General features: G+C 39.4%; 21 protein-coding genes and 2 tRNA genes. 16 read left to right on the plus strand and 7 right to left on the minus strand.

Features of this window, described 5'->3' with window-relative positions:
- Nucleotides 1–45 precede the first annotated feature (45 nt).
- Complete coding sequence (locus AB1Z56_RS07615) at nucleotides 46–498, plus strand: Lrp/AsnC family transcriptional regulator (RefSeq protein ID WP_426791609.1); 453 nt, start codon at nucleotides 46–48, stop codon at nucleotides 496–498.
- Nucleotides 499–552: 54 nt separating this feature from the next.
- Here the strand turns inward: AB1Z56_RS07615 and AB1Z56_RS07620 are convergent, their stop codons facing one another.
- A complete protein-coding gene (locus AB1Z56_RS07620; protein WP_309366133.1) occupies nucleotides 553–738 on the minus strand; it encodes a hypothetical protein in 186 nt (61 codons plus the stop codon).
- 291 nt (nucleotides 739–1,029) lie between these two features.
- Here AB1Z56_RS07620 and AB1Z56_RS07625 point away from each other — a divergent pair, with 291 nt between their 5' ends.
- From AB1Z56_RS07625 to AB1Z56_RS07635, 3 genes are all read left to right on the plus strand, one after another.
- The gene (locus AB1Z56_RS07625) at nucleotides 1,030–1,272 is read left to right on the plus strand and encodes a hypothetical protein (protein ID WP_309366134.1); all 243 of its coding nucleotides are present in this window, start codon (nucleotides 1,030–1,032) and stop codon (nucleotides 1,270–1,272) included.
- Between the two features lie 76 nt (nucleotides 1,273–1,348).
- Nucleotides 1,349–2,002, plus strand: a complete 654-nt coding sequence (locus AB1Z56_RS07630) for an NAD(P)H-binding protein (protein WP_309366135.1) — start codon at nucleotides 1,349–1,351, stop codon at nucleotides 2,000–2,002.
- A 454-nt stretch (nucleotides 2,003–2,456) separates the two neighbouring features.
- Complete coding sequence (locus AB1Z56_RS07635; RefSeq protein WP_309366136.1) at nucleotides 2,457–3,869, plus strand: alkaline phosphatase; 1,413 nt, start codon at nucleotides 2,457–2,459, stop codon at nucleotides 3,867–3,869.
- 42 nt (nucleotides 3,870–3,911) lie between these two features.
- On the opposite strand, the gene AB1Z56_RS07640 is transcribed toward AB1Z56_RS07635, so the two are convergent.
- Nucleotides 3,912–3,984: transfer RNA gene (locus AB1Z56_RS07640), tRNA-Thr, on the minus strand.
- A 30-nt stretch (nucleotides 3,985–4,014) separates the two neighbouring features.
- Nucleotides 4,015–4,087: transfer RNA gene (locus AB1Z56_RS07645), tRNA-Thr, on the minus strand.
- A gap of 271 nt (nucleotides 4,088–4,358) precedes the next feature.
- Between AB1Z56_RS07645 and clpB the strand changes: the two genes are divergently transcribed.
- Nucleotides 4,359–6,956 (plus strand): ATP-dependent chaperone ClpB, encoded by a 2,598-nt coding sequence (gene clpB, locus AB1Z56_RS07650; protein ID WP_309366137.1) that lies wholly within the window; start codon nucleotides 4,359–4,361, stop codon nucleotides 6,954–6,956.
- A 63-nt stretch (nucleotides 6,957–7,019) separates the two neighbouring features.
- Here the strand turns inward: clpB and AB1Z56_RS07655 are convergent, their stop codons facing one another.
- Complete coding sequence (locus AB1Z56_RS07655) at nucleotides 7,020–7,514, minus strand: TlpA family protein disulfide reductase (protein WP_426791610.1); 495 nt, start codon at nucleotides 7,512–7,514, stop codon at nucleotides 7,020–7,022.
- 157 nt (nucleotides 7,515–7,671) lie between these two features.
- Here AB1Z56_RS07655 and purN point away from each other — a divergent pair, with 157 nt between their 5' ends.
- Complete coding sequence (gene purN, locus AB1Z56_RS07660; RefSeq protein ID WP_293905928.1) at nucleotides 7,672–8,244, plus strand: phosphoribosylglycinamide formyltransferase; 573 nt, start codon at nucleotides 7,672–7,674, stop codon at nucleotides 8,242–8,244.
- A 250-nt stretch (nucleotides 8,245–8,494) separates the two neighbouring features.
- On the opposite strand, the gene AB1Z56_RS07665 is transcribed toward purN, so the two are convergent.
- Nucleotides 8,495–9,727 carry an MFS transporter gene (locus tag AB1Z56_RS07665; protein WP_426791611.1) on the minus strand — a complete coding sequence of 411 codons (1,233 nt, stop codon included), beginning with the start codon at nucleotides 9,725–9,727 and terminating at the stop codon, nucleotides 8,495–8,497.
- A 92-nt stretch (nucleotides 9,728–9,819) separates the two neighbouring features.
- Between AB1Z56_RS07665 and AB1Z56_RS07670 the strand changes: the two genes are divergently transcribed.
- From AB1Z56_RS07670 to AB1Z56_RS07710, 9 genes are all read left to right on the plus strand, one after another.
- Entirely contained in the window at nucleotides 9,820–10,317 is a 498-nt protein-coding gene (locus tag AB1Z56_RS07670) for a DUF4442 domain-containing protein (RefSeq protein ID WP_293905932.1), read from the plus strand.
- Between the two features lie 39 nt (nucleotides 10,318–10,356).
- Nucleotides 10,357–10,779 (plus strand): transposase, encoded by a 423-nt coding sequence (locus AB1Z56_RS07675; protein ID WP_293905934.1) that lies wholly within the window; start codon nucleotides 10,357–10,359, stop codon nucleotides 10,777–10,779.
- Nucleotides 10,780–10,872: 93 nt separating this feature from the next.
- Nucleotides 10,873–11,520 (plus strand): SCO family protein, encoded by a 648-nt coding sequence (locus AB1Z56_RS07680; protein WP_313269622.1) that lies wholly within the window; start codon nucleotides 10,873–10,875, stop codon nucleotides 11,518–11,520.
- A gap of 1 nt (nucleotide 11,521) precedes the next feature.
- Complete coding sequence (locus AB1Z56_RS07685) at nucleotides 11,522–11,941, plus strand: c-type cytochrome (RefSeq protein WP_309366142.1); 420 nt, start codon at nucleotides 11,522–11,524, stop codon at nucleotides 11,939–11,941.
- Nucleotides 11,942–12,262: 321 nt separating this feature from the next.
- Nucleotides 12,263–12,850: a TetR/AcrR family transcriptional regulator gene (locus AB1Z56_RS07690; RefSeq protein WP_309366143.1), complete on the plus strand. Its 588-nt coding sequence runs from the start codon at nucleotides 12,263–12,265 to the stop codon at nucleotides 12,848–12,850.
- Between the two features lie 8 nt (nucleotides 12,851–12,858).
- On the plus strand, nucleotides 12,859–14,184 hold the full coding sequence (locus AB1Z56_RS07695) for a TolC family protein (protein ID WP_293905942.1): 1,326 nt from the start codon (nucleotides 12,859–12,861) through the stop codon (nucleotides 14,182–14,184).
- 26 nt (nucleotides 14,185–14,210) lie between these two features.
- Nucleotides 14,211–15,368: an efflux RND transporter periplasmic adaptor subunit gene (locus AB1Z56_RS07700; RefSeq protein WP_426791612.1), complete on the plus strand. Its 1,158-nt coding sequence runs from the start codon at nucleotides 14,211–14,213 to the stop codon at nucleotides 15,366–15,368.
- Nucleotides 15,369–15,405: 37 nt separating this feature from the next.
- A complete protein-coding gene (locus AB1Z56_RS07705) occupies nucleotides 15,406–18,576 on the plus strand; it encodes an efflux RND transporter permease subunit (RefSeq protein WP_309366145.1) in 3,171 nt (1,056 codons plus the stop codon).
- 135 nt (nucleotides 18,577–18,711) lie between these two features.
- Nucleotides 18,712–19,323 (plus strand): HAD family hydrolase, encoded by a 612-nt coding sequence (locus AB1Z56_RS07710; RefSeq protein ID WP_309366146.1) that lies wholly within the window; start codon nucleotides 18,712–18,714, stop codon nucleotides 19,321–19,323.
- 109 nt (nucleotides 19,324–19,432) lie between these two features.
- Here AB1Z56_RS07710 and AB1Z56_RS07715 read toward each other — a convergent pair whose 3' ends face one another.
- Both AB1Z56_RS07715 and AB1Z56_RS07720 read right to left on the minus strand, forming a co-directional pair.
- Complete coding sequence (locus tag AB1Z56_RS07715; protein ID WP_426791613.1) at nucleotides 19,433–20,782, minus strand: hypothetical protein; 1,350 nt, start codon at nucleotides 20,780–20,782, stop codon at nucleotides 19,433–19,435.
- Between the two features lie 14 nt (nucleotides 20,783–20,796).
- Nucleotides 20,797–21,402 (minus strand): RNA polymerase sigma factor, encoded by a 606-nt coding sequence (locus AB1Z56_RS07720; protein ID WP_313269635.1) that lies wholly within the window; start codon nucleotides 21,400–21,402, stop codon nucleotides 20,797–20,799.
- Nucleotides 21,403–21,728: 326 nt separating this feature from the next.
- Between AB1Z56_RS07720 and lysS the strand changes: the two genes are divergently transcribed.
- Nucleotides 21,729–23,447 (plus strand): lysine--tRNA ligase, encoded by a 1,719-nt coding sequence (gene lysS, locus AB1Z56_RS07725; protein WP_309366149.1) that lies wholly within the window; start codon nucleotides 21,729–21,731, stop codon nucleotides 23,445–23,447.
- Nucleotides 23,448–23,572: the final 125 nt, after the last annotated feature.

The raw sequence follows: 23,572 nt of genomic DNA on the forward strand, positions 1-23,572 counted from the left end.
AATTCGTATTAAAATATTAAAATTAACTTTTAAACCCCTACTTACATGAATAAAATAGATGACTTTGATCTCAAAATTCTAAAATATTTGGATGAAGATGGACGGATGGCCTTCTCTGCCATAGCCGCAGCTATGGGCGTATCCAATACCATGATTCACCAACGAATAAACCGTTTAACCGAACAAGGAATATTAGCAGGGATAAAACCTGTGCTGAACGAAAAGAAGCTGGGATATGATTGGGGGGCTTTTACAGGATTGAGCTTAGAAAAAGACCATGACTCAAGCCGCATTATTGAAGAACTAAAGAAAATACCCGAAGTTACAGAATGCTATTACATTACAGGAAACTATACACTTTACGTCAAGATTATTGCTAAAAACCACGAACATATGCGGCAATTGCTTTATGAGAAGATTGATAGCATTCCAGGAATTGCCAAAACAGATTCCCTGATCGAACTTGGCTGCGCTTTCAAACGCAATATTGTATTCTAAGAGAAAAACAGTACCGAACGGGGATTCTGGATGGAGCTATTCAGAATCTCAAAACTATTTACCAATATTTGCCAGCTCTTCCTCTGTCCAATAAATCAACTCCCGTAAGACATACACGTTCTCATAACTGCCCAATCCGTCTATGTAATCCCACAAATCGCCTTCTACTTTCACTGGCCGCCCATGATGAAGTATATCATAACCATTATCCAGCCAACTTTGTATCTGCTCTTTATCCATCGTTATCCAAATTTAATTGTAATTATCTATAAAATGACTATACCAAATATAATGTATTTTATCTTGGCTACCCAAAGCGACCTGAAATAAACTTAAATTTCAACAAATTTTGACACCGCTTCGATCTGTCTTACGAAGTTCTCACCTTAATTGCTAAATTTTAAGAATAAAACCTTCATGACTTCGCAGGCACCAACAGCAATGAAAGCAAACTGAAGGTTCTTTCTGGCAAATAAGATCAGGCACTTTCAGAAAAAAAAAGTATATTCGTATAACATCAATTCTATTGTTATGGCAGATTTTTTCTATGTAGGATACGAAGGTGAGGAAGAATTACTTGAACTTGTAGCTGTGTCTACAATTCAATCGCTCTTGTACTTTCAGGACGCAGACCAAGAAGATTTTACCACGATCAAGACTTCCATTGATCAAAATTTTATTGTTGAAGAAGACCTTATCACGGTGGCAGACACACTCAGACTAGATCAATCTATCGTCCGTTTTACACCAGGGAAACCAAATTATAAAGATTAATTGTAAATCCATCCTTTTGGCTGACGGATTAGATAAACACTTCATCAAATATAAATCCAAAAAACAGGTATAGATCATGAAAGTAATTTTAATTGGCGGATCTGGCGCTACTGGAAGAGCACTTGTACAGTTGATGCTAAAATCTGACAAGATTACAGAAATCGTCGTTCTTTTACGCCGTATCTCTTTTGATGAACATGTCAAATTAAAGCAGGTCGTCGTGAATTTTGAAAATCTAGCGGACTTTGATACCTATATTCAAGGCGACATTGCCATTTCATGCCTTGGTACAACGATCAAGGATGCAGGTGGTCAGGAAGCACAATGGAAAATAGACCATGATCTTAATTTGCAATTTGCAGCACTGGCTAAAAAAAATGACTGTCCAGTTTTCGTTTTACTGTCGGCCGTTAATGCAGATCCAAAGTCGAAGATCTTCTATAACCGGATGAAAGGGAGCCTTGAACAACACGTGAAGTCCCTTGATTTCAAAAAACTTATTATCATCCAGCCGGGTGGCCTAATCCGGCCAAATACTGACCGTTTAGGTGAAAAAATATCCATTGGTGCGCTTCGTGTCTTCAATGGCATCGGATTATTCAAAGCATATGAGGCTCTCCCCGTTGCGCAAGTTGCCGCCGCAATGCTTCATTCAATCGATAAATGTCAAGAGAAAATCAATACTGTCTCAGTGAAGGATATAAAATCATTAACAGCAGCAAATTCTTAACCTGTTTCAAAATTTGCTTACTCATATCCTGAACCTATAAGCTAAACTTTCGTAAGTTTCTATACCTCTGTGCAGCAGGTTAGCTGGCGTTTTAGGTCTGCAGTGGCTTTCTCTGTCTGTAGCGCACATGCTGTTTTCGGGTTGTCTTCGTATTGTGTTCGGACCACCTTCGGCCATGGGTAGTCTGGTAACTATGATTGACCATTTTCCGACCAGATAATTCCTGTTCAGGGTCTGGTCGGAAACTGGTCAGGATCTGTTCATTATCTATAGATCATCCGAAGCAGGTACGAATCTAGTTCGAAGCGAAGAGCGAAGAAACTAAATTGATAAATTAGAAATAGACAACGTAGCGAACTGTACAACTGCAATAAAAAGCATTCATAATATAGATTTAACAATAAGCTAATCCTAAGGCTGTAATTTGTGTTTTTTTAAAATAACAACCATTCAAATGAAAAAACACGTTTTATTTCTGTTCTTCCTCGTTTTTGTACATGTTATCCCCACTTTTGGTCAAGAAGCAAAATACATCTTTTACTTAATTGGAGATGGCATGGGGCTCAACCAAGTTAATCTCACCGAAATCCATCAAGCTGAAATACAGCATAAAAATAGTCCAATCCCACTTGTTTTCACCCAGTTTCCTCACGTTGGATTTGCCTCCACACATTCACTCTCCAATGGTGTGACCGACTCTGGCGCAGGAGGTACAGCTTTAGCTGTTGGGAAAAAAACGAAAAACGGCGTGATCGGTATGGATAGTACAGGGACCATTCCCTATAAAAGCATTGCCTATGCAGCGAAGGAACAAGGTAAAAAAGTAGGTATCATTACAAGTGTCAGCATTGACCACGCCACCCCGGCTTCCTTTTATGCTCACCAGCCTGACCGCGACATGTACTATGAAATCGGTAAAGAAATTATAACTTCCAATTTCGATTTTTTTGGCGGATCCAATTTTCTCAAACCCGAAACAACATTTGATCATAAAAAGGCACCATCACTTTTCCCTATATTAGAAAAAGCCGGTTATAAAGTGCTTAAAGGAAAAGATGCTTACACACAACTACCAAATAAATCAGATAAGATCATATTGATGAATTCAGATGGCACGCCTGTAGATGCCCTTAAATATGCCATAGACCAAAAGCCGAGTGATTTAAAATTGGTAGATATCACATCTGCAGCTATCAATTCACTACATCAAGACAACACAAATGGTTTCTTTTTAATGATCGAAGGTGGCAAAATTGATTGGGCCTGTCATGCCAATGACGCTGGAACAACTATTCAGGAAGTCCTGGATTTCAATGCTTCAGCACAACTGGCTTATGAATTTTATCAAAAATATCCAAAAGAAACGCTGATTGTCGTCACTGCAGACCACGAAACTGGAGGATTAGGTATCGGAAATGGAAGCTCTTCGCTGAAAACGAAATTCTTATCCCACCAAAAAACCTCGCAGTCTGAACTTTCAAATACAATTGGCAATTTGCGTAAAGATCGTCCAAATGCTACCTGGGATGATTTAAAAAATCTGATCTCTTTGCAAACAGGTCTGTTCTCCAAAATAGAGGTAACCGAAACAGATCGTAAAGCGCTACAGGATGCCTATCAAAAAAGCTTTGTCGATCATCAAAAGGAGACTGCAAAAAGTCTTTACGCCAGTGACGACAAAATAGCTGCATTGAGTATTTCAATCTTAAATCGGATGGGATCAATAAGCTGGGCTTCCAATAATCATTCGGCGGCCTACGCACCAGTATATGCAATCGGAGTTGGCTCTGAACAATTCAGTCAGAAAATGGACAACACAGATATACCAAAGAAAATCGCTACAGCAGCAAAACTTAGTTTAGACTAAACAAAAAAAGATCCCCAAGAAATCTTGGGGATCTTTTTTATGAGCCTCTTATCGGAATCGAACCAATGACCTACTGATTACAAGTCAGTTGCTCTACCAGCTGAGCTAAAGAGGCTTTTTAAAGAAGTTAATGCTTGTGCTTAAGAGCCTCTTATCGGAATCGAACCAATGACCTACTGATTACAAGTCAGTTGCTCTACCAGCTGAGCTAAAGAGGCGTTACTTCTTCTCAATCTTATCACGTCTGACCGCTTTAAGATGCTGCAAATATCGAAACCTTCAATCAAAAAAGCAAGTCGATCACAACAATTTTTCCGTCTGCTAAGCCAATTATTTAAAAATCAAGCCTATTATTTTAAATAGCTGCAAATTTGTCATGATTCAATAAAAAATATTGCCATTTTTTCCGAAATAGCAGCTAAAACCTGAATGGCACTTCGATTGTTATCATTTAGACGTATCAACAAAACTTTAATTAAGATTATAGGAATGAATTTTAACAATTATACAATCAAGGCCCAGGAGGCCATACAAAAAGCGTCAGAAATTGCAGCCGGACATCAACAACAGGCTATTGAAACTGCGCATATTTTAAAAGCTTTACTTACTGTGGATGAAAACGTTGTCAGCCACTTATTAAAGAAACTAAACGTCAATATCACCTATTTGGGAACTGAACTCGACAAGCAGATTGAAGGATTTCCTAAAGTAAGTGGAAGCAACATTTATTTAAGCAGTGATGCGAATAGTGCGCTGCAGAAAGCACAAGGTTTTTTAAAAGAATTCAATGATGAATTTGTCTCTGTGGAACACTTACTGTTAGGTATTCTAGCCACATCCGACAAGACTTCAACGCTCCTAAAATCACAGGGCGTAACTGAAAAGGACTTAAAGACTGCAATTAAGGAACTACGTGGAAACAGCCGGGTGACAGATCAAAATGCTGAAGCGACTTATAATGCTTTGGGAAAATATGCCCGAAATCTGAATGAGTATGCTGAATCTGGCAAATTAGATCCTGTGATTGGCCGCGACGAGGAAATTCGACGCGTCATGCAGATTCTTTCACGCCGTACCAAAAACAACCCTATACTCGTCGGTGAGCCAGGGGTTGGTAAAACTGCTATTGCTGAGGGTATTGCATACAGAATTATAAAAGGTGACGCTCCTGAAAATCTAAAATCCAAAATCGTATTTTCCTTGGATATGGGGGCCTTGGTAGCTGGGGCTAAGTATAAAGGGGAATTTGAAGAGCGCTTAAAAGCTGTCGTTAAAGAAGTTACAGATTCCAACGGCGAAATTATCCTCTTTATTGATGAGATTCACACCTTAGTGGGTGCCGGTGGTGGTGAAGGCGCAATGGATGCAGCAAATATCCTTAAACCAGCGCTGGCCAGAGGGGAACTTCGTGCCATTGGAGCTACAACGTTAAACGAATACCAAAAATATTTCGAAAAGGACAAAGCACTGGAGCGTCGATTCCAAAAAGTTATGGTAGAAGAGCCGGATACGCAAGACGCCATATCCATCCTTCGGGGATTGAAAGAACGGTACGAAACACACCATAAGGTACGCATACTGGATGAATCCATTATTGCAGCAGTAGAGTTATCGCAACGTTATATTGCGGACCGTTTCCTACCAGACAAGGCGATTGATTTAATTGACGAGGCAGCTTCTAAATTACGTCTGGAGATGGATTCTGTACCTGAGGCAGTCGATGAACTGGAACGCCGCATTATGCAACTTGAAATCGAGCGCGAGGCTTTGAAACGTGAAAACGACGATAAAAAGGTGCAAGAACTTTCAGAAAGTATAGCCAATCTATCTGCTGAACGTGATACGCTGCGTGCCGCATGGCAAGAGGAAAAGAGTTTGGTTGACAATGTAAACCAGGAGATTGAAAACATTGAAAATTACAAACTCGAGGCCGAACAGGCAGAACGTTCCGGCGATTATGGCAAGGTTGCAGAATTACGTTATGGCCGAATCAAAGAGGCGCAGGAAAAAGTGGAAAAACTGAAAGCTGAGCTCGCCGAAAAACAGGAAAGCAAACGTATGTTGAAAGAAGAAGTAACTTCCGAAGATATTGCCGATGTCGTCGCTAAGTGGACTGGAATACCCGTAAGTAAAATGATTCAGTCTGAGCGCGAAAAATTGCTGAATCTAGAAGAGGAACTCCATAAACGCGTTGCTGGTCAGGATGAAGCAATAGAAGCAATTTCAGATGCGATACGCCGTTCAAGAGCTGGACTAAATGATGCAAAAAGACCTATAGGATCATTTATATTCTTAGGTACTACTGGTGTCGGAAAAACAGAATTGGCAAAAGCACTGGCTGAGTTCTTATTCGACGACGAACAATCGATGGTACGTATTGATATGTCGGAATATCAGGAGCGGCATGCTGTCTCCCGTTTGATTGGAGCGCCTCCGGGATATGTTGGTTATGATGAAGGCGGTCAGTTGACAGAGGCCGTCCGGAGACGTCCTTATTCCGTGGTTCTGCTCGATGAAATTGAAAAGGCTCATCCTGATGTATTTAACATACTCTTACAGGTACTGGACGATGGCCATCTAACGGACAACAAAGGCCGTACGGTAAACTTCAAGAATACGATTATTATTATGACATCCAATACGGGTTCTCATATCATACAAGAAAATTTCAGCCATCTGAGTGATGACAATAGAGATGAGATCATTGCCAAAACACGCAACGAGGTATTTGATCTGCTGAAACAATCGATCCGTCCGGAGTTCCTGAATCGTATCGATGAAGTCATTATGTTTACTCCGTTAAGCAGAGACGAAATTGGAGATATTGTTAGGCTGCAATTTGCCCATGTTGAGAAACAGCTGGCTGAACAAAATATCTTTATCACGGCATCAGACGAAGCGATGGACTGGTTAGCACAGCTTGGCTATGATCCGATATATGGAGCAAGACCGTTAAAGCGGGTTATTCAGAAACGCATTCTGAATGAACTTTCGAAGGAAATACTATCCGGAAAAGTGAGTCGTGATTCCATTATCCGGCTGGATGTATTTGACGGTAAATTTGTCTTCATCAATAAACAAGATTAGTAAAAAACGAAGCGCTCGGCAGAAAAACCGGGCGCTTCGCTTTTATACCATGCAAACTGACCACTAACTACTGATTCCTAGCGCTGTTAATAGCTTCTTTACATCATCTTCTCCGTCCAGATGCTGTACCAGCATTTTCGTTTTCGCATCATAAATATATAATGAGGGATAATTGCTCGGCTTGAATTTTTCGATAAACTGCGTTCCAGCATCAAATAAGAACTTTACATTTGCTGCATTTTTTAATGCCTTAGCATGCATATTAATAAAACCATCCACATAGGCTTTATCATTCATTGAAATAAAATAAAACGAAACATTCTTTAGCTTCGCCAAATTTTGCGCAATGCCCGCTCCCATTTTCTGACAATGTCCACAACCGGGATCATAAAAATTCAATACGATATAGCCGGACTTGGGCAGTTTATCCGAATTAAAATTACTCGCTTGATAAACCTCATCAAAAGTAAAGGCTGGAAGCGTTTTAGGTGCCTGTGCAAATATAGGTTGAATTAAAAAAAAAGCACTTGCAAAAAATAGAGAATAAAGAAACCTCATGTTAAAGAATTTTAAACCAACAATGAATATTCAATTAATTTTAATCAATAATACCTAAAAATGTGCGTCAGTACACTAATATTTTAGTTTTTTTACAAAAAATCCGTAAGTTTGGGCTAATTTTTAAGTCGATCAAATCTATTAATACTCATTAATCGTGAAAAAACGAATTGCTATTTTTGCTTCAGGTTCAGGTTCCAATGCTCAAAAAATAATGGAACATTTTAAATATTCGGATGAAGCTGAGGTTGCCTTGATCTTATCTAATAATCCTGATGCATACGTTATTCAGCGGGCAGACAATTTTGAAATCCCGGCACATATTTTCGATCGTGAAGAATTTTACAAAACAGACAACGTTGTCAATATACTGAAGAACTTGAATATTGATCTTATTGTCTTAGCAGGTTTTCTTTGGCTTGTTCCAACCAATCTGCTAAAAGCATTTCCGAATCAAATCATTAATATACATCCTGCCCTCCTGCCAAAATATGGTGGCAAGGGAATGTATGGCGATCATGTGCATAAAGCTGTTCTTGCTAATAAAGAAGAGGAACATGGTATCACGATACATTTTGCCAATGAACACTTCGACGAAGGAGAAATTATCCATCAGGCGCGTTTTAAAGTCGATCCAAATGACACATTAGATATCATCAAGTTTAAAGGGCAGCAACTCGAACACCAATACTTCCCTAAAATTATTGAGAATCTGATCAAAAAAATGTAAAAACAATTTTATTATTTAGAATTGTTTTAAACAAATCGTAACTTTGCTTTCATGAACGAAGTTATTGAATCGGTGATGGATGTATGTGAGTCAGAAAACAAAGGCCATGTGTTTCAATTTAGAAATACAGCCATGAACCCTTTTTCTGACTTTTCATGTGCTTGTTTTAAGAAGTGCTGCAAAAAGTACAAAGAAGGTAAACGTTGTAAAAAGTGTCCGGGTCAGAAAAAATAGACATGCTTCTCATTTGCTATTCTTCTAGGTAATCCAAATCTTTATCAAAACTTTCTTCCAATTGTGTCAGTGAATAGATCGCTATTCCTGAAAGCAATAAGACCATTGTAATTGCAGCCGGTACGATACCAAAAGCATTGACTAGTACCCCATAGATCATTGTTGATGGAATGAGTGCGCCTCGAACAAAATTAGGTGCAGTAGTTGCCACAGTCGCTCTGAGATTTGTACCGAATTGCTCTGCCGAAATCGTTACAAATGTAGCCCAATACCCCACCCCTAATCCCATCACAAATGCTAAGCCCAAAAACTTAGTGGCAGTAATACCATCGCTCAACAAATACCAAAGCGAACTGACGATGATAATTACCTGGCAAATAAGGACAACTTTCTTTCGGGATTTTAAAACTTGTGCAAATATCCCCGCTAATACGTCGCCCAATGATATACCTATATACGTAAACATCACCCCTTTTCCAGCACTCAGCACATCTGTAGTACCTAATGCCTTCCCTATTTCGGGTGCTTGAGTCACCAATACACCGACAACAAACCAAATAGGCAGCCCGATACAAAGGCAATTAATATACCGTTTTAACCGGCTCTTATCCGTAAAAAGCATGCGGATATCACCTTTCACTACCCCTGCATGATCTTGTTCCTTGAACAGTCCTGATTCAAAGGATCCCACACGCAAAAGCAATAATAATAAGCCCATGCCTCCACCGACGAAATAAGCGGTCCGCCAATCAAATTCCTCAGACACAAAATAAGCAAGTATAGCTCCCAATACACCGACTCCAGCAACCAACATCGTACCGTAACCACGTTTTGACTTGTGCATACTTTCGGAGACCAAGGTAATACCCGCTCCCAACTCTCCCGCTAAACCAATACCCGCTATAAAACGAATAATACCATACATAAGCACATCATGTACAAAGCCATTTGCGATATTTGCTAAAGAATAGAGAAGAATCGATCCAAAGAGCACTTTTAAACGGCCATATTTATCACCAATAATTCCCCAAATGATGCCGCCTAATAGCAGCCCCCCCATTTGCATATTAAGCACAAATTCACCTTTTACCCGCATTTCTTCAGCGGGAACACCAATATCAGTAAAGGACTGAATACGGACAATGGAGAAAATAATTAAATCATAGATATCGACAAAGTATCCCAGTGATGCGATCATAACCAGTAACCATACTTTATTGTCGGGTCGATTTTCTTTTAGTGTTGACATTTTAGGTTTTTTGAAGCTGTAAAAATACCATAGTGAAGCTACAAAACCAAGATTTCAGAAAATATTCCGATACATTGTTTTATTTTTGCTTTATGAGATACAGTCCACTTGCCTTAACTTGGCTATTGCGTATTTATCCGCCTTTTCTGTTTCAAGGAATATGGGTAAAAAAAATTAGTCCCGGCTTTCAAGGTGCCCAAGTAAAAATATACAAGACGCCATTCAATATCAATACAAACAGAACACTATTTGGTGGAACGATATTCGCTGCTGCAGACCCTATATTTCCCATCCTGATCGATCAATATCTTCAAAAAATTGGTTTCAAGAAAACAGTAGCCTGGCTAAAATCATCACAGATCGTTTTTAAGAAGCCCGGAAAGACCAGTGTAGAGTATGCTGTAAACCTTTCCGAAGAAGTACTTGAAGAATGCGCACAGACGATCAGAACAAAAGGAAAGATTGTAAGAGATTTTACCTTAGAGATCAAAGACAAAACAGGTGACTTATGTGCTACGGTACGCTGTGAAACCTATATTCGTGACTTGAATTTTACATTCCCGTCCAGAAATCGAAATGTCGAGCCATAAGAAATTGATATATTTGTCGAATTACCAAAAACAAGAAACATGAATAAAATCGCTTTTTTGGCTATCGCATCTCTGGCAATAGCAGCATGTGGGACGAATGGAAATGGCGCAACGACAGTAAAAGCCCTGCAAGATTCAACCATAAAAATCCATGATGAAATCATGCCTCAAATTGCCCATTTCGACCGCGATGCCGTCAAGATAGATTCCATTCTGGCAAATTTAAAAACTATTAAGACAGCCCGCACGGATTTAGATACCATTGCGACAAGGAAAGAACTGAGTGTTTTAAAAGCCAACTTAGAAAGCGCCACAGACCATATGATGGACTGGATGAAAGGCTACAATCCGGATTCAACAGATGTCAAATATTTCGAAACAGAACTACAGAAAGTAAGTGATATGAAAAAGATATTTGATAATGTCTCCAAAGAAAGTGAAGGAAAATTAAAGAATTTTTAAGTCCAAAAGACTTCACAAGTTCAACAAAATGGCCACGGAACGAATTAATATAGTCGGGAAGTTAAGCCAAACCTTAAAACAAAAAATAAAAACATGAGATCCATAACTAAATTTTACTGCGCAACTTTTCTATTATTGGGGCTATTTTCCTGTAAAAATAATAGTCAGACAAACTTACCGATCTATGGCGAAAGGGAGGCTGTAGAAAAAACAGTTGATGGAAAAAAAATTGTAGATACCCTCTACCATACAATACCGCCATTTAAACTTCTTAATCAAGATAGTGCGATGATTTCGGATAAAGATTTTGATGGAAAAGTTTATGTTGCAAACTTCTTCTTTACCCATTGTCCAAGCATCTGCCCGACAATGAATCGCAATCTTCTAAAGATATACCAGCAATATAAAGACAATGATGAGGTTCGTTTTCTGTCTCATAGTATTGACTTTAAATACGATCAGCCATACGTTTTGAAAGATTATGCCAACAAACTGGGTGTAAGCAATAATCATTGGCAATTTGTATCAGGAACGAAAGCAGAAATTTATGGACTTGCCAATCAATACCTGGTTTATACTGCGGAGGATAAAAATGCACCCGGCGGCTATGATCATCAGGGCTACCTTGTTTTGATTGACAAAGATAAACGTATTCGAGGTGCTTATGATGGCACGAATGATGAGCAGGTAAAAAAATTAATGAACGATCTACCATCATTATTGAGCGAGGCGAAAAAATAATATGCGCATTCTCCTAACAACATGCCTGGCAATTGGCGCTCTATTGCTTATATTGATAGGCTGCCAGAATGAAGTTGATATCAAAACGGCACAATATGCTGTAAACGGTCAAAAAGTATATATAACCCATTGTCAAAATTGCCATGGAGAGAAGGGCGAAGGATTGGGCACCCTCTACCCGCCTTTAACAGATACCACATTTTTACAGGTTAATCGCCATAAACTAGCTTGTATCATCAAGCATGGAACTTCTGGTGAGCTGGAAGTCGCAGGCAAAAAGTTCAATAGTGTAATGCCGGCATCTAATCTCTCTGCTGTTGATATCGCTTATGTACTGACATATATCAACACTAAAATCAACAAAGGAAAACATAGTTACCCTTTGGATGAGGTGGAAAGAAATTTAAAGAATTGTCAATAAAAAGAGAGGGAGCTTTGCCAAAAGCTCCCTCTCTTTTTAACACCCACTTCCCAACAAAGACGTCCTCCCGATGAACAAAAAAGGATTCCCGCATCCATTTGAACCAAAGTTGAAACAACACCACTAAACAGCCCCATTAAGCTTCCGGAGCGCTTCCATTACCTATTGACAAAAAAAATAAAAAGATGAAAACAATTTTATCCTTTTTTCCTTATTGTATTATTGATCCAAATCGTTTTACATTTATTGATTTATAACAATAATCTGACATTTTGGATACAAATTAATCGCTAATTTTGCAACCGAATGAACGTTCGATTGATGAATTCTAATGAAAAAATAGCGGCAGTATTTGCCAGCACACTAAAACTTATACAAACAAACGGCTTCCACGGGACGCCGATGAGTAAAATCGCCCAAGAGTCAGATGTGGCAATCGGAACTATCTACCATTATTTCCCTTCTAAAGATGACCTTATTTTTGCCTTGTTCAAACATTGTCGGGCATTACTAAATGATTATATTTTTGATGGTATAAAAGATGATTTCAGCTACAAAGATTCCTTTTTCCATGTGTGGCGCAATTTTGTGAAGTTTTATTTAGAAAACGGTCATGTCTTCAGTTTTTTTGAGCAATTCTTCTCCTCTCCTTATTACGAAAAAAATAAGGCTGAGATACAGGAACCTGTAGGAGGCCAAAATAAAGTTGTCGATTTTTTACAGGAAGGTATAGACCGCAAAATTTTGAAACAAGTGAATGTGCATCTGCTTGTGGCCAGTTATATCGGAGTCGCATTGTCTACCGTTCACAGCATAAAATTCAAAGACCTGAGCTTTTCCGAACGAAATATGGAGGAATTGATTGGAATTATTTGGGATGGAGCAATTAATAGAGAAAAAAATAATTAATTACATATATGAAGTTTAATAAAATCGTTTATTCCTTGGCGGCCCTGTCGCTTTTGAGTAATACAGGATTTGCACAACAGCAATCTGAAAACTTGCCTGCAAATGCAACACTTCAGCAGCTGATAGATTATGCCTTGCGTAATCGAATCTCTGTAAAACAAGCGCAATTGGATGAAGCCATTGGTGAAAAGGATATCGACATCTCCCTTTCAGGCTGGTACCCCCAATTGGGCTTAAAAGGAAGTTACAACTATAACGTCATCGTTCCATTGGCAAATATTGGTGGTAATAACATCAAAATGGGACAGAATAATGCGAGCGCAGTAACGCTTCAGGTAGACCAGCAGATTCTGAACCCTGAGTTAATGCAAGCAAGAAAAGCAGCTGAATTGGTACGTCTCGGAAATAAACAAAATACCGAGAACCAAAAAATAACTGCAGTCGTTGAGGTCAGCAAAGCATACTACGACATCCTTACTTCAGAAGAGCAGATCAAAATTGTCCGCGAAAACATTGCCCGTTTGCAAAAACAATTGAAAGATGCCAAATCACAATATGATGTAGGTATAGTTGACAAAACAGATTATAAAAGAGCACAAATAGCTTTAGCGAATTCAAACGCCGACGAAAAACGGACGGTTGAACTTCGAAAATATAAATACGAATATCTAAAACAGCTATTAGCTTTGGATAAAAGTCAAAATCTGACCCTTTCATTTGACAATAGCAGTATGGAGTCGGAGATTCTGATAGACACAACAGCCGGAATAAATGTTTCTAATCGAATTGAATTCCAACAATTGGAAACATCAAAAAAGATCCAGCAGTTAAGTACACAATATTATAAATGGACGTACTTGCCAAGTGTGAGCGCCTTCTATAATTATGCATTCAACTATAGAAATGACAAATTCAGTAAGCTTTATACCGATAATTTCCCAGGTTCTGTTGCTGGACTGAATGTATCTTTTTCAATTTTCGACGGGTTTAAACGTAAAAAACAAATCAACAAATCCAGACTGCAGGAAGAAAGAATCGACTGGGACATCAAAAACTTGGAGAATAGCATCAATACCGAATATTCGCTGGCAAAAGCAACCTATAATGCGAACTTAAATGACTGGAAAACAGCCAAAGAAAATGTGGATTTATCCAAAGAGGTATACGATACAATCAAACTTCAATATGATTCAGGTATTAAAACTTACCTTGATCTCATGACAGCAGAGACTGATCTCAAAACAACGCAACTCAACTATCTGAACTCGCTATATGCTTTATTATCGAGTAAATTAGATGTTCAGAAAGCTGTTGGTGCGATTCACACAAATTAATCAATAAACGGAAACTAATACAAATCATGAATAAAAGACAATTATTATTCGCTTTCTTCCTTGGGACGGCATTAGTATGGACCTCTTGTGGAAATAAAGATGCAAAAAAGCAAGGCGCAGCTCAGGCTCAAGCTGAGAAGGTTGTTCCTGTTAGCTTTGGTGTAGCATCACATGAGATTGTTACAGGTACGATCAGCTACCCTGCAACAGTCAAACCGTTGAACGAAGCAGACCTATTTGCGGAAGTTAGCGGTTATATCACCAAAATATATGTTTCAGATGGCGCCGTAGTGTCTCAAGGACAAGCCCTTTATGAAATTGATGGAACACGCTATAATGCCGCTGTCCAACAAGCTAAGGCAAGTCTCCAAGTACAGCAAACGGAATTGGAGCGTCAAAAAAGAGATTTGGCAAGATACCAAACGCTGGCTGATAAAGATGCGATTGCAAAACAAGTGTTTGACAATGCCAAATCGAGTGTTGCTGCTGCGCAGGCACAGGTTGAATCGGCTCGCGCTGCATTAGTTACTGCAAATACAAATTTATCCCGCTCAACCATACGTGCAGCATTTTCGGGTACAATTGGTATCTCGCAAGTACGTCTAGGTGCATTGGTGAATCCAGGTACTACCCTGTTGAATACACTTTCATCAACAAGCCCTATTGCCGTTGAATTTCAGGTAAATGAAAAGGATATTACGAAATTCACCAAATTACAGAGCAGCCATTCTTCTTCAGATCTTTCTTTGCTTTTGCCTGATGGCAGTACTTATGAAGGAAAAGGAACAATTACGACGATTGACCGTGCTGTAGATCCGGCAACAGGAACAATTAAAGTTAGAGCGACATTCCCAAATAATTCCAATACATTGAGAGCTGGAATGAACATCACGATGAATGTTTCTTCAACTTCGGCAACAGAAGAAGTGGTGGTTCCTTACAAAGCTATCTTTGAACAACTAGGGGTATTCAATCTATATGCTGTTAATGATAGCAGCAAAGCTGAAATCCGTCAGGTAAAATTAGGCATTAAAGCCGGCGATAAAATTGTTATCAAAGAGGGTGTTAAAGATGGTGAAAAAATCATTGTCGATGGTACCATGAACGTCCAAAATGGTGTTAAAGTAGTTGACGCTGCTGTTGCTGCCCAACAGGCTGCAAAAGGAGCTCCTCAAGGAAAATAACAGCATTAATTTTTAAAGAGAATCTAAAAGATATAGAATGATTTCAGAAGTATTTATTAAGAGGCCAGTTACCGCAATCGTTATTTCGATATTGATTTCAATTATCGGGATTATTGCGGTATCTACACTGCCAATTAGCCAGTATCCTTCTATTGCACCTCCAACAGTAACGGTTACAGCCAATTATACTGGTGCAGATGCACAGACGGTTGAGCAAACGGTGACTACACTCATTGAGAGTCAGATCAACGGTACTCCTGGCATGATTTATATGTCGTCCAACAGTACTTCAAATGGTCAAGCAACAATTACTGTTACATTTGAAGTAGGTACCGACATTGATATAGCAACCCTGGACGTGCAAAACCGTGTGGGAATTGCTGAACCTGCCTTGCCAGAAGCTGTACGTCGTTTAGGTATTACAACCCGTAAAGCCAATAACGATATCCTCATGCTGGTTGCGTTGACATCACCAAAAGGAACAAGAACCGAAAATTTCTTGGCCAATTACAACAACTTATACGTTAAAGACGCATTATTGCGTGTTAAAGGTGTCGGTGATGTAACCGCATTTGGTCAGCCATTCTCCATGCGGGTATGGTTAGATGCCAACAAATTAGCGAACCTAAGCATGACACCTGCAGACGTATCTACAGCGATTGCGGAACAAAACTCCCGTATACCTGGCGGTAGTGTTGGTGGACGTCCACAAGAATCTTCAACGGTATTTGAATATCCAATCATTACTGATAGTGACCTTTCGAGCCCTGAAGATTTTGAAAATATCGTCGTCAAGACCAACAAAGATGGTTCCATTGTACTTTTAAAAGATGTTGCACGTGTTGAATTGGGTCAATTCAATTATGGTACATCCTCAACTGTAAATGGCATGACTTCATCTGCAATGATGATCAACCAAACGCCGGGAGGAAATGCCGTAGAATCCGCAGAGGGCATTGTTACTGCATTGGAAAAATTGAAGAAATCGTTTCCTACTGACGTGGATTACACAATCAGTTACGAGACAGTATCGGTTGTAAATGCCTCTATTTCTTCGGTTATCCATACGTTGGTTGAAGCATTGATTTTAGTAACGATAGTGGTATTTTTCTTCCTTCAAAGCTGGAGAGCAACCCTAATTCCTGTACTGGCAATTCCGGTGTCCATCATCGGTACCTTCATCTTCTTCCTGATGTTTGGCTTTTCGGTCAACAACTTAACCATGCTTGCGTTTGTACTGGCCATCGGTATTGTGGTGGATGATGCCATCGTTGTGGTGGAAGCTGTACAGCACTATATCGACCATTATAAATTGGATGCGAAAGAAGCGACACGCCGCGCCATGGGCGATATCACAGCTCCGGTTATTGCAATTGCATTGATTTTGGCTGCAGTATTCGTTCCAGTAGGTTTTATTCCAGGGATGGTAGGTAAATTGTATCAACAATTCGCCATCACGATCGCTGTGTCGGTTATGCTATCGGCGTTTATCGCACTTTCACTAACTCCTGCGTTATGTTCGATATTATTAAAACCTACAGCAGTACATGAAGGCGCAAAAGGACTGAATAAGTTTTTCTACAAATTCAATGTCTGGTTTGAAAAAGTGACCATCAAATACTCCAATGGGGTAAAACAAGCGATTAAAAAAGCACCGCTTGTATTGATTATTCTATTGTGTATTTTCATCGGGACAGGCTGGATGTTTACAACCAAGCCGACAGGATTTATTCCTTCCGAGGATGGTGGGGCATTTTTCGCGGGTATTACGCTGCCAGAGGGTTCTTCTTCGGCACGTACAAATGAAGTCCTTAAAGAGATTGAAGACGATCTACACAAGACTTTCCCTGAAATCAAGTATGTTACCGCAATCTCGGGTATCAATATCTTGAACCGTGCGTTTAAATCCAATGGTGCAACAGTGTTCGTGTCGCTAAAACCGTGGGAAACACGTACGCGTACAGCAAATGACATCGCGGGCATGATCATGGGTAAATACATGGGGTATACAAAAGCAAGAGTACTGGCTGTAACACCTCCTGCAATTCCAGGTCTAGGTACTTCAGGCGGTTTTTCTATGCAAGTTCAAGATTTGCAGACGGTCAATATCAAGGACTTCGAAGCTACTGTAGGCAAGTTCCTGATGGCTGCCAATCAACGTCCTGAAATTGGAATGGCTTATACGATGTTTAACACCAACTCGCCTAACTACAAATTGGAAGTAAATCGTGAACAGGCTAAACGTATGGGTGTGCCGATTTCAAGTATTTATTCGACAATCTCTTCTTATCTGGGAAGTAGTTATGTAAACGACTTTACGAAGTACGGTCGTAGCTACCGTGTCGTTACGCAAGCTGATATCCCTTATCGTATGAATATTGAAGACATCAACAAATTGTATGTCAATAATATTTCTGGAAACCCAGTACCAATGGGTACCTTGGTAAAATATGAGCTAACGACGATGCCTTCAATCATCAACCACTACAACATATTTAGAAGTATTGAGATTAATGGTAGCTCTGCGCCGGGTTATTCCTCAGGGGATGCATTGAAAGCACTGCAAGAAGTTGCTGCACAAACATTGCCTGAAGGTTTTGACTATCAATTCTCTGGTCTGTCGCTTCAAGAAATGCAGTCGGGATCGAAGACAATTCAAATTTTTGCCCTCTGTATCCTATTTGTATTCTTGCTATTAGCCGCATTATACGAAAGCTGGTCAGTTCCGTTCTCCATTCTATTGTCAGTTCCGCTGGGTGTATTTGGTGCCATATTGACACTAACATTAATCCCTACATTGGACAATAACATCTATGCGCAGATTGGTTTGGTGACAATTATTGGTCTTGCAGCCAAAAATGCCATCCTAATCGTGGAGTTTGCGAAAGAACGGGTTGATATCGGAATGAATCTTTATGAAGCGACATTAGATGCTGTAAAATTACGTTTACGTCCAATCATCATGACATCTTTTGCCTTTATCTTAGGTATTATTCCGTTGATGTTATCGCATGGAGCTGGAGCAATTTCCCGTCAAACCATCGGTTGGACCGTATTCGGCGGTATGACTGCAGCCACACTTCTAGCGATCTTTATCGTTCCGGTGCTATTTGTTGTAATTACACGCATGGCGTACGGTAAGAAAAAGTTAGCTGAATTGGAAGCGAATTTCGATGAAGAAAAAGCAAAAAATTTAAGTTCACACTAATTATATGCAATCCTTCGTATGAAATTCATACGGAGCAAAAAGCAAGAAGCCTTTCCTTTAAATGTAGGAAAGGCTTCTTGCTTTTTGCTCTTCCAATTATATTTCTTTAATTTTACAGCTCACTATTAAACGTATATGTCACCTGAATCACAACGCAAATTTGAACTCTTAAACCTTCTTGCCGAATCCTATGATGCGCTATTATTTGACGTCGATGGCACTTTGGCGGACAATATGGACGCCCATAAACAATCTTATAAAGCTGCTGCCAAACAATACGGTGTAGAACTGGATGTGAATCTGATTGATGAAACTGCTGGATGGCCAACGGTTGCCGTCGCGGAGGAGATCAGTAAGCGTTATGGCGTGGATTTTGACTTCCAGGAATTCTCTACGCTCAAATCCACCATATTTCGAGATGAATATGTTTTCAAGACCAAACCAGTGGATTACGTTGTTGAACATCTAAAATATCAAAAAGGGAAAAAGCATATTGCTGCCGTATCGGGAGGTACCCGGACGACCTTATCGATGACCTTAAACACCATTGGGGTATGGGATGATTTAGAGACACTAGTTTGCGCAGGAGATACTGCAGAAGGCAAACCTTCACCTCAGCCTTTCCTTTTGGCCGCATCTCAATTGAATATTGCCCCAGAAAGATGTTTGGTCTATGAAGATGGTATCCCCGGAGTAGAAGGTGCAAAAGCAGCTGGAATGGGCTGGGTTCGTGTTGATGAACTATAGCAGCGAACTGAAGGTTCTTTGTAACCAATAACATCAGACAGTTTCATAAAAAAAGCCGCAATCAATGCTAACATCAATTGCGGCTTTTTGCAGTAATCCTTTATCTTATTTAAAAACTGGTAATTATTTTCACCCCACCATTGCTGTAATTCAAATCCGATGATTTTAATCCACCTATAGGGGCTTTGTAATAAGGTTCTACGGAAATGGACAATTTCCCAACCTTCTGTTTCCGTCCAACTGAAAAATTAATAAAACCGTTTACACCTTTATCATCAACATTTTTATCGGTAGACTTCTGTTTATACTCCGTATTATTTGTTTCATAAATCGTTGCTCGTTCCTGATCCAAGACACCAACATAAGATACACCAACGGAAGTATAGAAATTCTTGTTGATCGCGTACCGAACATCCAACGGGATATCTACTGTTAAAATTTTACCAGAAACCCGTTCATTACTCTTCGCATCCTTTGCATCAGCAGTACGCATCGCAAATGAGTTGCTAACACTTGATTGAGAAATATAATTTGGAGCATCCGCATAAATGGAATTCGATCCCATCGCTGGTGTTATAGGCGTATTTCCCGAAACAGCTCCATAATGTTGAATCGAAGCGCCCGAACGAAGGCTTACTTTGCTCGAAAGATTATAAGCTAGCGCTACACCGCCACCCAATGTTATACTCTCTGATGTTGAAGCAGGAGATACAAAAGCTCCCATCTCCCATTTTTTCTCCTGGCTTGTCTTATTAATGACAACACTATTTTTAACATTTCCCTGCTGCGCAGCATACAGCTGTGAAAGCTTCGCTGCTTCGCGTTGGGTCTGATTGCCGGAAGAAATATTGAATGGATTAGATTGGGCAGCAGCAACACGGCTTGTTGGAGCAACTGATGCTTCCTCCCCTTCGTTTTCATTTAAACTAATACTCGCTGAAAAATTGGTATTTTTCAATTGCATCGACCGTAATTGTCCAACATCATTTGAAACACTTACATCATGTCCATGTATCAATTGTCCAGAATTTAATGCGAGTTGATGCTTGTCCATAGCTTGACTGGAAGAAGTGGGCGCTGCTGAATACGTAAAGGGCTTTTTCAAGGATAGTGCCTCTGAAGCTGCTCCATTATCCTGTGTAATCGCTGATAGCGAACGCTGAATAGATTCTTTTAAGTCTTTATTATTCCCTAAAACCTCTGCACTTTCATGACGATGTTCCATGACCACTGAAGGTGAATCAGTCTGTACATTATTTTTAAAACCCCAATACCCTGCACCAAAACATAATAATACAGCCGCCGCAGCACTCCAATACTTCCAATTGGAAGAACCACGGGAAGCTACCCCATAATTTGAAGCAAACTTCTCCCAGGAACCTTCTTTATAAGGTAGTTCATGGTCTTTTAATTGTCCAATGATCTCTTCTATCAATTCCTTTTTCTTATTGTCTTTCATCGTAACAACAATATTTATCTTATTTCTTGAACTATACCTGTATAGTCCAAGTATAACTTTCTAAGTTTTTGTTTCGCTCTTGTCAGATAAGTACGCGAAGTGCTATCTGGTATATTAAGCATTTGAGCTATTTCATCATGCGAATACCCCTCGATTTCGTAGAGATTAAAAATAGTTTTTTGAATCTCAGGAAGCTGATCCAGCAAACGCATAATCTCATTAACTTCCAGTCGACTATCCAACTGAACAGCAGGTGTATGCATATCCCCTTCTCCTAGATCTTCAACTGAATAAAATTGCTTCTTACTTCGTAAAAAATCTATGGAAATATTTGCTGCAATACGCCCTATCCAGGCTCTGAAAGACTTTTCTAGATTTTCATCGTCAATATCTCTGTTAAACGAATCCAATTTGCGAAATACCCGAACAAAGCTTTCATTCACGAGCTCTTCTGCATCCACATCCTGTTTTACATAACGTATAATAATAGCCATGAGGTAACCATAATACTTCTTATAAACGAAGGCTTTACCATCCTCACGATCACGCAAGCAACGTTCTAAGGCATCATGTAAAGATGATAACTTCCTGTTATAAAAATATGACTGAATTATACCCACTTAAACTATTTAATTATCAAGTTTCAAACTTAGACAAATTGCTTTTTATATGCAATAAATTGCAGCAGCTACGAAAACAACCTATCGAACCCTCCGCTAGCATTGTGAACCATTTTTTGTCGCGGAGATAACGAAATTAAAGTTATAAAACTTAAAATCAAATAGCCGAATGTCCCCTTGTAATATCACTATTTAACTATTTTTATTCCTTAAACGGAGTACATTGTACTTTTGCTACAGTGATTTCGAAAAAAATCCATAAAAAGAATTGAAAAAAAATGGCTATTTTTGCGTGATTTTCACATTTTAAATATTATTCATACCGAATGAGTACTGTATTATCCGAACAGGAACAACTTAGAAGACAAGCGATGCAATCGTTGTTGGATATGGGAATTGACCCTTTTCCAGCAAACGAATTTGTCGTCAATGCACATGCTGCTGATATTTTAGAAAATTACGATAGAGATAAATTGAATTATAAGAACATTACTATTGCTGGACGGATCATGAGCCGTCGTGTGATGGGCAGTGCTTCATTTTTTGAAATTCAAGACTCTACCGGACGAATTCAAGCCTATATTAAGCGCGATGACGTCTGTCCTGATGAAAATAAGGATCTTTACAATGTAGTTTTCAAAAAGCTATTGGATATTGGGGATATCGTCGGCATTAAAGGCTATGTTTTCACAACACAAACCGAAGCGATTGCAGTACACGTAGAAGAACTTACCGTTTTATCCAAATCACTTCGTCCCCTACCTGTCGTTAAATCGGCAGAAGGTAAAACATTTGATGCCTTTACAGATCCCGAACAACGTTATAGAATGCGTTATGTAGATTTGATCGTAAATCCAAGTAACAAAGACATATTTATCAAACGTACGAAGCTTTTCAATGCGATGCGTCAGTTCTTTAATGACGCGGGGTATATGGAAGTCGAAACACCTGTGCTACAATCCATTCCAGGTGGAGCTGCTGCGCGTCCATTTATCACGCACCATAATGCATTGGATATCCCATTATACCTCCGTATTGCCAACGAGCTTTATTTGAAGCGTTTGATCGTCGGTGGATTTGATGGTGTATACGAGTTTTCTAAAAACTTCCGTAACGAAGGAATGGACCGTACCCACAATCCAGAATTCACCGCAATGGAGATCTATGTAGCTTATAAAGACTACAATTGGATGATGGATTTCACAGAACGTTTACTGGAACATTGTGCACTTGCTGTAAATGGAACAACTGAAGCTACATTCGGAGAACATAAAATTGATTTCAGAGCTCCATACAAACGTATATCGATGACGGATTCGATCAAGGAATTCACTGGATTTGATATTACCGGAAAATCTGAAGAAGAAATCCGTATTGCGGCCAAAGCAATGGGAATTGATGTCAATGAAACGATGGGTAAAGGCAAGCTTATCGACGAAATTTTCGGCGCTAAATGCGAAGGCAACTATATTCAGCCAACATTCATCACGGATTATCCAAAAGAAATGTCTCCTTTAACCAAGAAACATAGAGATAATCCGGATTTAACGGAACGCTTTGAGCTGATGGTTTGCGGTAAGGAGATTGCTAATGCCTACTCCGAACTGAATGACCCTATAGATCAACGTGAGCGATTCGAAGATCAATTGCGTCTTTCTGAAAAAGGTGACGACGAAGCGATGTTTATTGATCAGGACTTCCTACGCTCCTTGGAATATGGTATGCCACCAACGTCGGGCCTTGGTATCGGAATGGACCGTTTAATTATGTTCCTGACTGATAATGCTTCCATTCAGGAAGTTCTTTTCTTCCCACAAATGAGACCTGAAAAAGTCGCCAAAGTAGCGGAAGTAAAAGATTATGAAGAACAAGGCATTCCAGCTGCATGGGTTCCTGCCTTACAAAAAATGGGCTTTACAACTATTGAAGCTTTAAAAGAAGCAAATCCAAACAAGGTTTTTAACGACCTTGGCGGTATGCGTAAAAAATTGAAATTAGATATCAACATGCCAACCAAAGACGAAGTATTTGCTTGGTTCAATTAAATCGGCATCGATGCTAAATAAAAAAGCTGTCTCAGATTTTACTGAGACAGCTTTTTTTGTATAGGACGAACTTGTAAAAGTATTTATAACGGTCCATACTCCTCATAAACCCCAAGATTCCTTTC

This window comes from Sphingobacterium sp. WOUb80 (assembly GCF_050058145.1).
Taxonomy (GTDB): Bacteria; Bacteroidota; Bacteroidia; order Sphingobacteriales; family Sphingobacteriaceae; genus Sphingobacterium.